The sequence below is a fragment of the Actinomyces weissii genome (assembly GCF_016598775.1).
Taxonomy (GTDB): Bacteria; Actinomycetota; Actinomycetes; order Actinomycetales; family Actinomycetaceae; genus Actinomyces; species Actinomyces weissii.
Genome location: NZ_CP066802.1, coordinates 843,296 through 857,981, shown reverse-complemented (window position 1 = coordinate 857,981; position 14,686 = coordinate 843,296). Strand labels below are relative to the sequence as shown.

Sequence of the window (14,686 nt, the reverse complement as noted above, 5' to 3'; positions counted from 1 at the left end):
TCAGCTATCCTGCATGTAGAGTTGCCCATTCTCTCTCGCGTCGAGAATAGCGCGCATCATAAAGAAGTCATCCGGTGTGGTAATCTTGATGTTCTCGACAGGACCTTCCACCCACCGGACCTCATGACCATGAGCTATCATAAGAGAAGCCGAGTCCACAAATGACAAAGCACTATCTTCAGCCCAATCGTGTGCTGCCACCAACTCATTGACTACAAAACATTGCGGAGCCCGTGCGAGCCTCAAGGTATCTCTCGGCGGTATACTCCTTACCTCTCCTCCCGTGCCACAAGTCAGCACCGTTTCCTTACAAGGAACTGATGTCACTGCCGAACCGTGCATTCGAGCAGATTCGATACAGGACGATATGGTAGTTGCATCTATAAACGGCCTGACTCCATCGTGAACTAGCACTACTGACTCTCCGTATCCTAGACTCACTAGTTCCTCTAACCCTGCCCGAATAGACTCTTGGCCGGTTGCGCCTCCAGCAATCACCGACCGTACCTTGTCCATACCATTATGTTCCATCAAAGCCGCACACCTTGACACCCATCTTTGCACACAGACGACCACAATAGCGTCCACCGATTGATGTTGCTGGAACTTACCGATAGTGTGAACTATGATCTCTTTGCCGTGGACTTTAAGGAACTGTTTGGGAATGTCGCCTCCCTTCATACGTTCCCCGACACCACCCGCAAATATAAGCGCAACGGTGTTAGTATCACTCACTTCTATATACCTCCATATCGTGCCCAACTCGCGCACTTTCCGGCGGCAGTTTCCAGAAGTCTCCATACAGACCTTTGAGGTACGTTTCCCAGTCCTCAATAGCCCAATATTGTGCTCCTTCGAATTCAACTTGCACTAGGCGATCAAATGCGTCTCCGGGAAGTGCTTCACCTGTACCATAAAGTCCCCATGCGATACCACCAATGCGGTCAGCAGCTGTCAAAGGCACCTTGCGGCACTGGCTCACAAGCCTACGAGCCGCCCAATCTCCGATACGCAGTTCGTTGAGGAAGGGCACAAGAAATCGCTTAGCCAACTTACGGAAAGTACTTCGTCCCTCACGTGGATCTGCCGTGGCCAAAAGGGTGAGGAGCCTCAGCCGCCTAACTCGCTTATAGAGAACCGCTAGATCATGCATACTAGTTGGCAACCCGTCAACAGGAAAAACGTCGATCCATAGGTGCCTGCATTCCGAAGAATAACGTTCCTTTACAGCAAAGTCTAATCTAACCAGTTTGACAAATATCGGATCAGTCGTTCCTGCCGGATAACATTCAATTGCATACCCTTCAGGTAGGCCACCTTGAATAAATGTCGAGACAAACCGATCAAAATCAGGCCGTGGCACGTTCACATCGATATCATCATCCCACGGGATGAACCCCTTGTGACGGATGGCACCAAGAAGGGTGCCGCCAGCCAAACTATAGCGAAGCCCAGAATCTGCAAAAGTTTTATCAAAGACCTCGAGAATCTCAAGCTCAGCATTCTTGATCTCAATCGAAGTCAGTGGAAGGCCCTTAGTCAACGTACCTCACCACCTTTGGACAAGGTGTTTGATGATTATCAAAGAACTCTGCCAGTCTTTGATCTACGAGATCCATGTCGCGTGAGACCTTTGCAAGGAATCTCTGGCAGCCCTTTTCTCGTACTTGTATCGCAGCAGGCGTGAAGAGCGACAGGATCTTGTCCTTGCCGCGTCCATCGTCCAGGTCAAGGCCCATACCGAAATTGAATCGTTCCGAAGTTAACTGCATCGCTGTGCCTACACAGGTGATGATAGGGACGCCCATCTGAGCAGAAAAGTATAGTTTGTTTGCCAGAGCATAGTCCCAGTACGGAGAGCCGTTTCCGTACATGCACATTACAGCATCTATACCTTCGTACCGAAGCATTGTCTCATCATACGGAAATGCACCCGATGCCTTCACGTTGGATATTCCACGCTCAGAAACATAGTCCGCAAGACACTCGTATCCCCGTCCGGAGAATCTTAACTCAAAACGACTGTCATTGGCAAAGTAGTCGATCACTTTCCTGTCATACATAACATTCTTAGCTGCACCAATACTTGCGAGCACTATAGGCCTAGAGTTCAAAGGGCTGAAATCATCTGCATTGTGCTTAACAACAGGTATGTCCGATTGAATGTTGTGCATCACCACGAAATCATGATCGCCAAGAAACTTCCTATAATAAGGAGACGATATAATCGCAAGTCCGCTATTCTCAATCAGTGTCTGCTCTCGCAGATGATACGGATAGAAGCCTTCACGCCAATAATCCCGTATGTCGATTACATATCGACCTCGGTAGTGTGATAACAATGTAGATCCGAGCAAAACTGCACAGTTGCCGGTCGATGCGACAACTCCATCATACTTCTGACTTTGCAGGATCTCAGATGCATAACGACGAAACTTTATATAGCCACTAAGCTTGCGTGCTACCTTTAATGCTCGAGGAGCATTTTCGTTGATTTCATACTTCATTCTATAGTAAGTATCAGCTCCAATCTCATCTGACACTCCAGCTTTATCCCAGTATACGAGATCAAATGGTGCGTCGCAGCGCTTCGCATACTCCATTAAGTAGGGAGTACGGCTCACATTGTCCATGCTGACAAAACAGAACTTTGACATAAGCACCCTCTCACTAGCCCGATCAGCGGGTAAGATTCATTCGCCTGCCGAATAATCTTCCGAGACGGTTCCCAATGAAACTAGCTCCGCAGCCAGTTCCGAACCTAGCTATTTCTCGCCACTCACCCTCAGCAAGTAAACGCTTTCCGACTGCGCTAACCATACGCAAGCCCTCACCAACCTCACTGGGAACTTCTAGTTCGTCAGCATGCAAGGCAAGAAATTTACCAATCTCCAGGTTACGTCGATACTGCTGCCATACTGTAAAATTATGAGAATGGTATACTTGTGCCGAAGACTCGTAGGCCACACGAGCCCCTCCCCTTAGCATTCTCGCGGCTATTAGCATGTCTTCGTTTGTGTTACAGTATCCAAAACCGCCAACTGCTTTAAAGGTCGGTCTGTGGTACGCAGAGCAAACATCACTGGCAAAGAACGCCTTGATGCCAAGTCTGGGAATATCTTCTGCGCTACGTATAAATGAGCGCTTCCCGTAGTTGAATTCTCGTACCAGGGCCTCAGAGCGTCTGGCGTTAGGGTATGGGACTTGTTTCCCAGTAACCATGCCGATACTGGCATCCGATAGGGGCTTCAGCAGGTGGTAAAAATAGTGGGAATCTTTTGGCAATGCATCCTGGGTTAGAAAACAGACGATGTCATGCTTTGCTCCAAGTAAAGCCTTCTGGCGAGTCATACCGTGATCAAAGTCTGATCGTTCTATTTTAATTAAACTGACCGCATCGTCCGCCTTGGCAATTGCGCAGGTTAAATCGTCGGACTCGGAATCGATCACGATCACTTCGTCCGGCCTAAACGCCTGCTGCGATATATTCTTTAGGAGACCAGGGAGAGTTTTCTCGGCATTCAAAGTCGGTATCACTACAGTGAAACCGACCGATAGTTCACGTTCACCCAATTGCATCTTCTTTAGTCTACCGCCCTGTGCAACGGACAATGGTCTTCGCGGTTCTCACAATTATCATGCAATCCATCCAGATCGAAGCATTACGAACGTAGTGCAGTTCTCGTTCCTGTCTTGCACCAGTATCGTACATCGCTTCATTTCGATCGGTAACCTGCCACCAACCAGTGATTCCCGGAGTTACTGAAACTAGTTCTGGAGCGTATCCGCCAAACCACTGCAACTCATCAACAGCAATCGCGCGGGGGCCCACCGTGCTCATCTGTCCTAAGAAGACATTAATGAAATTTGGCAGCTCGTCCACACTAGTCGCCCGCAGGAACCGGCCCAAGCGTGTGATGCGTGGATCATGGTCGACCTTCCGCTCTCGCTTCCAGACTTCCAACTGTTCTGGGGTGAAGTACTTTTCAATGTTGTCCGAATCTGCAACCATGGTCCGGAACTTGTAGATCCTGAACCGCTTGCCGTAAAGACCAACCCTCGTCTGGCTGTAAATCGGCGACCCACCCGTGGAGCGCCAGATGAAGAACGTCAGCAATAGGCCAGGGCCCGCTCCGATGACTATGACTAGCGTCGATACCAGCAGGTCGAATACGCGCTTCACGGCCTTGTAACCAAAGCTGCGATTATCGAGTTGCCGCGAGTCTCTAGCAAAGTCCTCTGAGTCAATCAAGGAAAAAGTGTTAGCTGCATAATCGCGCCGTCTAGAAGCGGCGTCATGCACACGATGGGTCATCAGACCTGTCCTCACGTCAAGATATCCTGCAGCAAGTGATATCTCTACCATCTGACCTTTCCCCTCAGTCGGCCTACAGCGTCAATGACCTCACGCATTATCTGGATGTACTCAGAGCCATCTTTCTTATACGGGTCCTTGATCCAGGATGATTTATCCGGCACGGGTTGCATCTGCTTGACAACAGACAAGAGGTCAGAGATCGACCGGTGTTGGACCTGGCTTCCTACATCCTGCTCAAGCCCGGAAACGAACTGGCCAACAGCCACAGTCTTGGCGATAGCCTCGGGATTGTTTTCTTGGACCCAGTCGTAATGCTCAGGGCCGAACACGACAACCAGAGATGCTCCGCCAAGCATCCTTCCCGTTAACTGCCTAGCACGGTGAAGCGAGCCATCAACTCCAAGCTGACTTGCTAACAGTAGCGCCCGCTCATCCATACCACGCCCAACAAGTGCCCCAATGCCAGCAGACTCCACGGTAATTCCAGAACCTTGGATCAGGTGGGCCAAGTAGGCAGCAGCAAACGCAGAGCGGCAGATGTTCCCAGTACAGACAAACAGCACACTCTCGGGTTCAACAGGACCAGAGTCCTGCACCTCTCGGCTGCCCTCGATGTTCAACCAAGAAGGGGGGACGAAGCTCGGGTTAGTGGCATTGTCTCTGTGAGGCCAAGCCGTTGACGAGTTAGACATTCTTATGCTTTGCTCGACCATGCAGGATCCCCTTTCATGGACTCTTTTTCAAGCATGTTCACGAAATCGGTCGTCCCTTGTCCCGAAGACACAGACTTCTCCTGCGTCTGCGCCAGATGCGGCTCAGCACTTGGCTGCCGTCTCCTGCGTGCCTTGCGCTCATTACGATCAGCGGTTCCTGCCGGATATGCTGCTGCAGTGTAGGCGTACTCGGTCTCTCCGTAGCGCAGGCGACCCAAACCGGATACGGCCACCTGATTCAGGACAACGCCAAGCACCGTGCCGCCACCACGTTCGATGGTCTCCTTGGTCAGCTTCAGTTGATCCGTGGTAGTCTTCTTGGCCCGAGCCACCAGGACCACACCATCCATACGCTCAGACAATGCAACAGCGTCTGTAACCGGGAGGACCGGCGGAGCGTCAATGATCACCAAGCGATCAGCAGTCAGGTAGTCGACAAGCTGACTCAGTCGCTCCGAGCCGAGCAGCTCAGAAGGGTTGGGAGGCGTATCGCCTGCAGGAATCACGTACAGACCAGGAACCTTTGTCTGCACCATAGCCTGTTCCAGGGTTGTCGCTCCGACCAACAGCTGCGAAAGCCCAGTCTGATGACTAGACAAACTGAATCTCTCTTTAAAGACAGGCCGCCGCATGTCGCCTTCAATCAGGACAACTTCCTCTCCTGCCAGAGCCATAACCCGCGCTAAGTTAGTGGAGACCGTGGACTTGCCTTCACCCTGGACAGAGGAAGTTACGACCAACTTATGCAGACCTTGATCCACGCGCGCATAGCGCAGATTAGTACGAAGCTTGCGTAGAGACTCCTCCACCCGGTAATCGGGCTCCGGCTCTTCCGGCCCCTGGGTAAATACGTCGGAGGTCGGCACCAAACCAATTACAGGCTCGTCCATCACGGAAGAAACATCCTCCGAAGTGCGAATTCGCTTGTCCAGCAGTGCACGCAACAGAGCCAGGACGTAACCAATTATCAATCCGCCTACAGTACCGGCACCCATATACTTGACGACAGAGGGATTTTTTACAGTGCTCGACAACGTCGAGGACGACATCAGCACTATCTCGACCGGTGAGTTCTCGCCCTCCAGCTGCTTGATCTGCTGCTGCGCCTGATGCACGGTCTCATCAGCAATCACCTGAGCTCGCTTTGGTGTCTCACCGGTGGCCGTAACTGTAATCGTCAAGGAGTTTGTCTGATTACTTGCTTGAATAGTCCCAGCCAAGGCAGAAGGTGTAGTCTCCAGACCCAAGGTATCAATGACCCCCTGCGCCACAGCCTGGGAGGAGAAGACCGACACAAAGGCCTTTACCTTCTGGTTAGCCAGTTGGGATGCAGCGTAATAGGCTCCAGCACCTCCAGTACCTGCATCATCCGGCATGGTCACCCGCACATAGGCGATAGCCGAGGCTGAGTAGGTCACCGGGGTGACATAAACCAGACCGGCCGCGCCCGCTAACCCGAGAACCAGGCCCAGCACGATCAGCCCGATCTGCTGCCGGGTGACCTTCAGCAAGTCTTCAAGTGTCATCTCAATCCATCGCTATGACTCATGCGCGCACGCGAACGAGGCGCAGAGCAGCCCTTGCTCCCACGCGCTGCACAAGCACACGTGGAGATGTGCGCAAAACTGACCAGGTCGCAGCAACACAGCCTTTCAGCACCGAGCCGCTAGGCCAGGTACCAGCCAGCCGAGCTTTGAACTAGCCAGGCAACTATGAGAACAAGCGGGCTGCAACAGGGGTAGTTGCTTACAACTTGTGACCATACCACCAGGCCAAGTGGCAAGCCAGGGTAGGTTTTGCCTCAGTCTCTTCCCTGGCAGGCCAGCACCGTCTGTGCTATGAGAACCCAAGCCTACAGGGCTCAGACCAGCCGGTACATCCAGCCGTAGGGGTCCTCCGCCCGGCCGTACTGGATCGCTGTCAGGCGCTCATACACCTGGCTGGTGACCTCCGAGCCCCGCACCTCCACGTCAAAGCCCTCCCCCACCAGGCGGCCCAAGGGCACCACCACCGCAGCCGTGCCGCAGGCGAAGACCTCCGTGACCTGCCCGGAGGCGATCCCCTCCAGCAGCCCTGCCAGGGAGATGCTCTCCTCGCGGACCTCACGGCCCTCGTCCGCCAGCAGCCGCAGGATCGCGGAGCGGGTGCTGCCCTCCAGGATCGTGCCCGTCAGCCGCGGCGTAGCCACCGAGCCGTCGGCGTGCACCACCATGAGGTTCATGCCACCCAGCTCCTCCAGGTTGGTCTGGGTCACGTCGTCCAGGAAGCAGACCTGGTCGCAGCCGCGCTCCGCCGCCTGCTGCTGCGGCAGCAAGGAGGCGGCGTAGTTCCCGCCGGTCTTGGCAAAGCCCGTCCCGCCACGGCCCGCCCGGTGGTAGTCCTGTGAGACCCAGATACTGATCGGCTTGAGCCCGTTGGGGAAGTAGGCCCCCGCAGGGGAGGCGATCACGTAGTAGTCGATCACGCTGCCGGGGTGCACCCCCAGGAAGGCCTCAGAGGAGAAGGCAAAAGGCCGCAGGTACAAGGACTCCCCCGCCCCGGAGGGCACCCACTCCACGTCCGCCCGCACCAGGTCCACCAGGGAGGCCACAAAGTCCTCCTCCGGCAGCGGTGGCATAGCCATACGCCCGGCAGACAGGTTCAGGCGGGCCGCGTTGTAGCGCGGCCGGAAGGTCCACACGGAGCCGTCAGCGTGCCGGTATGCCTTGATCCCCTCAAAGACCTCCTGCCCGTAGTGCAGCACCGTGGCCGCCGGAGACAGGCGCAGCTCCTGGAAAGGCACCACGGCATGCTGCCCCCAGCCCTGCCCCCGCACCCACCGGGCGTGGGCCATGTGGTCCGTGAACACGGTCCCAAAGCGCAGGTCCTCAAGCGCCAATGCCCGCTCCTGCGCGCTGGCAGGCGCCGGATTCGGCCTCAGGGGGAAACGACCCGCCAAACGGTCCGCCGCTGGCAGCGGCACGGCAGCCGCCCGGAACAGAGGCGTGTCAAAGGAGCTGCTGGAGGCTGAGAGCGGCTTGTGCATGCGGTCACCCTACGCCGTCGTCCTCTAGCACCTGTGCCCTCTCTCAGTATGTGGCGCCGCCTCCAGCAACTCCGCTGCCCCGGCAAGAGGCACATTTCACTATCCCGGCCGCATGCTCAATGAGCGGGTTAGAGTGTGCTCATGCCTCAGTTTCCACGGAAACCCTTCGTCCGCGCATGTCTGGCAGGTACAACGGCCGCCTTGCTGCTCAGCGGTTGCTCTGCCCTTGGTCTAGGGGGCGGAGGCACGGCAAGCAGCACTAGCCCCACTGAGGGTTTCACCGTGCCCTCCGGCATGACCATGCCCACCCCCCTGCCCACAGCGCAGCCAACCACCCTGCCGGACATCAAGATCGGCATGCCCAAGGTGACCGGTTACCAGCAGGTCCCCAGGCCCACCGACACCCCGACCGCCATGGCCTCCATAAGCCCCGGCACCGAGGTCACCACACGCACCTGGGCCTCAGCCGACCCCTTGTGCACGATCCAGGTGGACATAACTCGTTCCACCAGCCTGCTGCTCGCGGGCGGGGACGACCGGCATCTCAGCGCTGCCTGGAACGAAGGTCTGCAGAAGAAGCTGCAGGGCTACCAGGAGACTGCTAGCGAGTCCCGGGTGGTGGACAACGGCAACAGCCCCTTCACCGGTATATCCACCGACTTCACTGCAACCATCCAGGACACCAAGGTGGTAGGCCGGTCCTTTGTCCGGGTCTTCTCCAAGAGTGGCACCCAGGTATCCGTCACCCACACCTGCTCCGCAGAGCAGATCGACCAGGACGCCTGGAACCAGGTCCTCGGCGGCCTGACCATCAGCCCAGCAGACGACACCAGCTGGCCCGGGGCCACCTCTACTGTCACCCCAACAGCCACGCCCTCCCGCAGCTTCTACACCCCGACTCCAGCAGCCCCCTGAACGGCTCCAGCCCCGCCGCGGGACTGCACGGACCAATAGCTTTGGGCTCGGCCCCCTTCTCAAGGGCCGAGCCCAAAAACTTGCCTCAAGGCTGCTGCGGAGCATCTCCATCCCCGGGCTGGGGGTTCGGCACGGCCGGGCCGCCTCCTACATCACCGCCACCGCCCTGGTCCCCACCGGGGTTTGGTGGAGCGACGGGCGGATGGTTACCCCCGGGATTCTGTTGAGCGGGCGGCTCACCGTCCCCACCCCCACCAGGCTGGTTGGGTGCGGGTTCCGCAGGCGGCTGGCCACCTGGCTCCAGCGGAGAGTTCCCTTGGTTATTGCCGCCGCCGGGGGCTTGCTGCCCGCCGCCCGGAGCAACTTGCCCTCCGTTCGGCGCGCGGTTCGAGTTGTCACCTCCGGTGTCAGTGCCAGCGCCAGCGTTTCCGCCCCCAGCCTGACCTCCCCTACTGTTCCCGTTGCCCCCTGTCTCTGTGTCATCCCGTGGCTCCTCCACGGTCGTACCCGAGCCGGTGCCGTCACCGGAACCAGGGTTATCCCGCTGGCTGACGGCCTTCTCCACCGAGGTCACGGTCTCGTTGAGCGAGGCCAGCGCGTCAGTGATCGCCTTCTTGTCCGATCCCTTCAGCGCCGCAGTGACCTTGTTCAGCGCAGCCTGGATCCTGCTGTCCTCGTCTGCGAGAGTCCGACCCGCCAGCGCATCGATACGAGCCCGCAGACCGGAGAGCGTCACCTCACCATCAGCCTTGACCTGGGTGATGTCCGTGGAGTCAACCTCAGCCCCCCGCGCCTTCGTGAGGGCCTCACGCTGGGCGCTCGCAGCGGCGACCACTGCCGCGTAGCCGGCGTTGTCCACCACCATAGCCACGCTGTCAGACTGCAGCAGGAAGTCCTTGATCTCGGCGTCCGTCATGGGCACCTTCGCGGCGGTGGCAGTCGAGCCGCAGGCGGCCAGGCTGGCACAGATCGCCCCGGCAGCTATAACCGCCAGGCTGTTGCGGAGCAGTAGACGCTGGTTCACTCGCATACATACACGCTAGCGCACCACACCTTGTTCTGCTCTAGGACCACCGCCACACTAAAACTCACCCCACCAGCCGGGCCCGGATCGCCTCCCCGATCTCCTGGGTGCTGCGCACCAGGGGCTGGCCGCTCTTCTGGGCGCGGGCCCGCGCGGCCATGTCCGCCTCCACTGCCGCGTGCACGCGGGCTGCGGCCTCCACCTGGCCGACGTGCTCCAGCAGCATGGCCACGGCGCTGATGGTGGCGGTCGGGTCCGCCTTGCCCTGGCCCGCGATGTCCGGGGCGGAGCCGTGCACCGGCTCGAACATGGAGGGAAACTCCCCAGCCGGGTTGAGGTTGCCGGAGGCGGACAGGCCGATCCCGCCCGTGACCGCCCCGGCCTCGTCGGTGATGATGTCCCCAAAGAGGTTGTCGGTGACGATCACGTCAAAGCGCCCCGGGTCGGTGACCAGGTAGATCGTGGCGGCGTCCACGTGGCAGTAGTCGGTGCGCACCTCCGGGAACTGCGCGCCGACCGCCTCCACGGTGCGGCGCCACAGGTGCCCGGCGTTGACCAGCACATTGTGCTTGTGCACCAGCGTCAGGTGCTGGCGCCGGGCGCGGGCCTGCTCAAAGGCGTAGCGCACCACCCGCTCCACGCCGTAGGCGGTGTTCACGCTCACCTCCGTGGCGATCTCCTGCGCCGTGCCCACCCGCACCGCTCCCCCGTTGCCGCAGTACAGCCCTTCTGTGCCCTCCCGCACCACCACGAGGTCGATCTCACCCGGCTCCGCCAGGGGGGTGGGCACGCCCGGGTAGTACTTGGAGGGCCGCAGGTTCACGTAATGGTCCAGGGCGAAGCGCAGGCGCAGCAGCAGGCCGCGCTCCAGCACGCCGGAGGGCACCGAGGGGTCCCCCACCGCGCCCAGGAGAATCACATCATGGCGCTTGATGGCCTCCAGGTCCGCGTCGGTGAGGGTCTCGCCGGTACGGTGCCAGCGCGCCGCCCCCAGGTCAAAGGTGGTGGTCTCGACGACGACGTCGCTGCCCTGCAAGGCCGCCTGCAGGACCTTCAGGCCCTCAGGCACGACCTCCTGGCCGATGCCGTCGCCGGGGATCACTGCGAGCTTGATGGTCTGCGTCATACCGTGAGCATAGGCAGCCCCGGAACGGTGCTGGCGCAGTGTCTCAGTGGCTGACAGCCCGCCCGCAGCGCCCCGTGGTATCGCGGTCGCGTGGCCCCACGGTCTTGCGGCCACGCGACCTCGCAGACAGGCACCCCCGCCGTCGTCAGTCGCGGAAGAAGAGGTCCCGAGTGTAGACCTTCTCCCGTACCGGCTCCAGCTCGGGGCTCCAACGGTTGGCGACTATGACGTCGCAGGAGCCCATGAACTCCTCCAGGTCACGGACCACCGGGTAGCCGTTAAAGGTGTCCTCGCTGAGGGAGGGCTCAAAGACGACCACCGGCACTCCCTTGACCCGCAGCCTGTCCATGATCCCCTGGATCGAGCTCTCCCGGAAGTTGTCCGAGCCGGACTTCATGGCCAGGCGGTACACCCCGACCACCGGGTGCGGCTTACCTGCGTACACCAGCTCCACGACCTTACGCACGACCTCCTCCGCGATAAAGTCCTTGCGCACGTCGTTGGCCTCCACGATCGCCCGGATGAGGCTCTGCGGGATGTCCCGGTAGTTGGCCAGCAGCTGCTTGGTGTCCTTGGGCAGGCAGTAGCCGCCGTACCCGAAGCTCGGGTTGTTGTAGTGCGAGCCCACGCGCGGCTCCAGGCAGACGCCGTCGATGATCGACCGGGACTCCAGGCCGTGCATGCAGGCGTAGGCGTCCAGCTCGTTGAAGAAGGCCACCCGCAGCGCCAGGTAGGTGTTGGCGAACAGCTTCACCGCCTCCGCCTCCGTGGAGGACATGATTAGCACAGGCACGTCCTGGTCCTCGGCTCCCTGCACCAGGAGCTGGGCGAACATCTCTGCGGCGGGACGCAGCTGCGCGGCGTCAAGGCCCTGCGTGGGCACGCCCACGATGATGCGGCTGGGATGCAGGTTGTCGTACAGGGCCCGCCCCTCACGGAGGAACTCCGGCGAGAACAGGATCCGCCCCTGGGGAAACCGCTGGGCCATCTCCTCACAGAAGCCCACCGGCACGGTGGACTTGATGACCACCAGCGCCTCGGGCTGCTTCTCCATGACGTCCGCGATAACCGACTCCACCAGGGAGGTGTCAAAGAAGTTGGTGGCCTCGTCATAGTTGGTGGGCGTGGCCACGATCACCAGCTCGGCGTCCTTGTAGGCCACGGAGGGGTCAGTGGTCGCGGAAAGCCGCAGCCCACCCTCCGCGAGCCGGCTCTCGATATCCGGGTCAGCGATCGGAGAACGCCCCTCATTGATAGACGCTACCTTGCTAGCGTTAACGTCAAGAGCAACAACCTCATCATGCTTTGAAAGCAGCGTTGCCAGTGACAAACCTACGTACCCACACCCAGCTACTGCGATCTTCACGTTGTTTCCTCCCAGGCTGCTATCAGACTTAACCAACCAATAGTTGGCGGACGGTTACACGATACCCCACTGGGAGCCTGCCAGGTAGGGCCGCACCCGGCACATTGCCGCCTCCACCTCTTGGCACAGCATCTTCCAAGCCTCAAGGCGCTTAACCGGCCCCTCCACCGATATCCCCTTCAGGACCTCAGCCCGCTTCGCCGCAAAGTCCCTTGGGGACAACAGGCTATTTCGGTTGCGACTCAGGTACTCTCGCAGCCATTTCTTTGGCTCCGCACAGGATTCTATGGAATCGAAGCCGAACCCCTTGCCAGACCACCAGTCTTGAAAGTCCTGCTCAGCATAAAGGTCCGCCAGCGCCCACGCCTCAGTCATTCTTACGGGCACTACCGGAACCAGGTGCTTGTAGCCCAGGTCAAGTACCTCATGCGCTCGGGCACACCAGGACTCCTGGTCAGCGTCTCGATGCACAAAGATGAGATCATAAGGCTCCCCCTCCAGAGCCTTGGCCTTAGAAGAGACCGATTTATCCTCCGGCCTCCTGAACCACTGGTGCAGCACCACAGTAATGTCTGCCCCTGGCCTCATTGTCAAGAGCATCTCCTCAAGCACCGGAACCAGGCAGTTGTCTGAGCTACCTTCTCCGACGAAGCCGCACTGCCAGTACTCAGTCATCAGCTTCCTCCACCGAGGAAGCCGGGTTCTTCAGGAAAGCGAATAGACGGGACTCGCTCACCGGCACCTGAGAGCGCCCCCCCTGCCCCGAGGGTTCCTGCCCCCTAGTCCGCCAAGTGCCTGGCAGGGGATGGAAGGACGTGGAGGCACTACGTTTACCATCCTTATCCCTTCTCTGCCAGGACTGGGCCACCAGTATATCGTCCTTATTGGACTTGTGTACCGCACGCACCATGTACGGTGAATGGGTGTTGATTATGACCTGTCGCAGGTGACCCCCCTGAGGTTCTGCCAAGGTGCGCAGCAGTGCCAGCATGGCCCCGATCTTGGCTGGGTGTATCCCGTTCTCCGGCTCTTCCATGCTCACCAGCCCCATGTACACGCCCGCGTAGTTCATTGCTGCCAGCGCTAGGAACCTCAGGGTGCCGTCGGACAGCGAACGGGCTGGCAGCTCTGGGGCCTGCCCCACCTGTGCGCGCAGCTCAAGCGACTGCCTGACGTCGTCCTTGACTACCTTCAGGCTACGGATATCTACCAACTTATCGACAGCATTCTTCAACTCCCCGTAGACACCCACCTCAGGGTCTTCAACGTCCCTACGGTACAAGGTGGCAGGAATATGTGCCCCCGTGGCGTCGATGCTCCGCGTCTCCATCAGGTTGTCCGGACTGCGCATCGCCGTGGGCTCCAGAGACATAAAACGCCAGGAGGACATCTCAACATTAGCAGCCAGAATCGTCGGGTACTCTGCGGAGGCCATAGCTGACAGCACTGTGCGCTGCGTGTTATCGGTAGCGATCAGCCGCGGCCGACCACGCTCCTCTCGGGGCACTTTTATTACGTCCGCCTGACCTTCCTCTCCTTTTTCTAAGGAGATGTAGCTGCTGCCCCGCCTGCCCTTGATCGCACTCAACAGCTTCGGACAAGCCCTCAGAAGCTGGCTCCTGTCACTTGACTTACTCAAAGGCTCAAGCGTCTCGTGCGCCAGCCGTAAGGTAGGGATGCCTCCCGAGCCACCCACATTAACATAGTTAAGTTCCACCTCATAACGCAGATAGGTCTTGGAAGGCTTAACCTCCTGGCCGAACTCGTCAACAACCGATTCAGGCACGATCATCTCAGCGGCCAGCCGGAGATTTTCTCTACCTTCAAGAACTTCTGGGGATAGGAGCACGCTCACATCAGACAGAGGCGCCCCCTTAACCTCTCGCACCTGCGAGCAGGCTTCCACGAAGGTGTGGCGGGACAGGGCTGAAAGCAGAGCGATCGCATCAAACAGATTCGACTTTCCGACCGCGTTCTGTCCAGCTATGCAGGTAAAAGGCCCCAGCTCCACGACCACATCTTTCAGGTTCTTGAAGCCGGAGACCTCGAAGCGTGTGAGCACAGGCATCCTCCTTCGACTCGCTGCCTTCCTAGTCCCAGTCTACAAGCGGAGCCGGGACGAGTACGGGGCTGCCGAAAGCGTCGGCTGACCCCGCAGGGTCAGCGCGGACCGGCCTGGTCGCTGATCTCGACCGGTCT

Annotated in this window: 14 protein-coding genes; 1 reads left to right on the top strand and 13 read right to left on the bottom strand. The window is 58.8% G+C overall.

Going from position 1 to position 14,686, the window contains the following annotated elements:
• From ispD to JG540_RS03435, 8 genes are all read right to left on the bottom strand, one after another.
• Positions 1–735 (bottom strand): 2-C-methyl-D-erythritol 4-phosphate cytidylyltransferase, encoded by a 735-nt coding sequence (gene ispD, locus JG540_RS03470; protein WP_200277277.1) that lies wholly within the window; start codon positions 733–735, stop codon positions 1–3.
• Complete coding sequence (locus tag JG540_RS03465) at positions 728–1,543, bottom strand: LicD family protein (RefSeq protein ID WP_200277275.1); 816 nt, start codon at positions 1,541–1,543, stop codon at positions 728–730. The genes ispD and JG540_RS03465 overlap by 8 nt, the downstream gene beginning before the upstream one ends.
• The gene (locus JG540_RS03460) at positions 1,536–2,624 is read right to left on the bottom strand and encodes a glycosyltransferase family protein (RefSeq protein ID WP_200277273.1); all 1,089 of its coding nucleotides are present in this window, start codon (positions 2,622–2,624) and stop codon (positions 1,536–1,538) included. The genes JG540_RS03465 and JG540_RS03460 overlap by 8 nt, the downstream gene beginning before the upstream one ends.
• A gap of 55 nt (positions 2,625–2,679) precedes the next feature.
• A complete protein-coding gene (locus JG540_RS03455) occupies positions 2,680–3,573 on the bottom strand; it encodes a glycosyltransferase (protein ID WP_200277271.1) in 894 nt (297 codons plus the stop codon).
• A 16-nt stretch (positions 3,574–3,589) separates the two neighbouring features.
• Positions 3,590–4,252 carry a sugar transferase gene (locus JG540_RS03450; RefSeq protein WP_200277269.1) on the bottom strand — a complete coding sequence of 221 codons (663 nt, stop codon included), beginning with the start codon at positions 4,250–4,252 and terminating at the stop codon, positions 3,590–3,592.
• Between the two features lie 107 nt (positions 4,253–4,359).
• Entirely contained in the window at positions 4,360–5,031 is a 672-nt protein-coding gene (locus JG540_RS03445; RefSeq protein WP_200277267.1) for an arsenate reductase/protein-tyrosine-phosphatase family protein, read from the bottom strand.
• Complete coding sequence (locus tag JG540_RS03440; RefSeq protein WP_200277265.1) at positions 5,013–6,557, bottom strand: polysaccharide biosynthesis tyrosine autokinase; 1,545 nt, start codon at positions 6,555–6,557, stop codon at positions 5,013–5,015. The genes JG540_RS03445 and JG540_RS03440 overlap by 19 nt, the downstream gene beginning before the upstream one ends.
• A gap of 335 nt (positions 6,558–6,892) precedes the next feature.
• Complete coding sequence (locus JG540_RS03435) at positions 6,893–8,056, bottom strand: branched-chain amino acid aminotransferase (protein ID WP_200277263.1); 1,164 nt, start codon at positions 8,054–8,056, stop codon at positions 6,893–6,895.
• A gap of 282 nt (positions 8,057–8,338) precedes the next feature.
• Here JG540_RS03435 and JG540_RS03430 point away from each other — a divergent pair, with 282 nt between their 5' ends.
• Complete coding sequence (locus JG540_RS03430) at positions 8,339–8,971, top strand: hypothetical protein (RefSeq protein WP_200277261.1); 633 nt, start codon at positions 8,339–8,341, stop codon at positions 8,969–8,971.
• An 85-nt stretch (positions 8,972–9,056) separates the two neighbouring features.
• Here the strand turns inward: JG540_RS03430 and JG540_RS03425 are convergent, their stop codons facing one another.
• The 5 genes from JG540_RS03425 to JG540_RS03405 all read right to left on the bottom strand — a co-directional run bounded on the left by JG540_RS03425 (position 9,057) and on the right by JG540_RS03405 (position 14,549).
• Positions 9,057–10,001, bottom strand: coding sequence for a hypothetical protein (locus JG540_RS03425; RefSeq protein ID WP_200277259.1), 945 nt, complete (start codon positions 9,999–10,001; stop codon positions 9,057–9,059).
• A gap of 58 nt (positions 10,002–10,059) precedes the next feature.
• Positions 10,060–11,121: a 3-isopropylmalate dehydrogenase gene (locus tag JG540_RS03420; RefSeq protein WP_200277257.1), complete on the bottom strand. Its 1,062-nt coding sequence runs from the start codon at positions 11,119–11,121 to the stop codon at positions 10,060–10,062.
• A 145-nt stretch (positions 11,122–11,266) separates the two neighbouring features.
• Positions 11,267–12,487, bottom strand: a complete 1,221-nt coding sequence (locus JG540_RS03415; protein ID WP_200277255.1) for a nucleotide sugar dehydrogenase — start codon at positions 12,485–12,487, stop codon at positions 11,267–11,269.
• A 54-nt stretch (positions 12,488–12,541) separates the two neighbouring features.
• Complete coding sequence (locus JG540_RS03410; RefSeq protein WP_200277244.1) at positions 12,542–13,162, bottom strand: hypothetical protein; 621 nt, start codon at positions 13,160–13,162, stop codon at positions 12,542–12,544.
• Positions 13,155–14,549 carry an AAA family ATPase gene (locus tag JG540_RS03405; protein WP_200277242.1) on the bottom strand — a complete coding sequence of 465 codons (1,395 nt, stop codon included), beginning with the start codon at positions 14,547–14,549 and terminating at the stop codon, positions 13,155–13,157. Before JG540_RS03405 ends, JG540_RS03410 begins: the two co-directional genes overlap by 8 nt.
• Positions 14,550–14,686: the final 137 nt, after the last annotated feature.

Coding starts and splice junctions, on each gene's coding strand:
- JG540_RS03435 (WP_200277263.1), bottom strand. CDS start 8,056: ATGCACAAGCCGCTCTCAGCCTCCAGCAGCTCCTTTGACACGCCTCTG.
- JG540_RS03440 (WP_200277265.1), bottom strand. CDS start 6,557: ATGACACTTGAAGACTTGCTGAAGGTCACCCGGCAGCAGATCGGGCTG.
- JG540_RS03420 (WP_200277257.1), bottom strand. CDS start 11,121: ATGACGCAGACCATCAAGCTCGCAGTGATCCCCGGCGACGGCATCGGC.
- JG540_RS03445 (WP_200277267.1), bottom strand. CDS start 5,031: ATGGTCGAGCAAAGCATAAGAATGTCTAACTCGTCAACGGCTTGGCCT.
- JG540_RS03410 (WP_200277244.1), bottom strand. CDS start 13,162: ATGACTGAGTACTGGCAGTGCGGCTTCGTCGGAGAAGGTAGCTCAGAC.
- JG540_RS03425 (WP_200277259.1), bottom strand. CDS start 10,001: ATGCGAGTGAACCAGCGTCTACTGCTCCGCAACAGCCTGGCGGTTATA.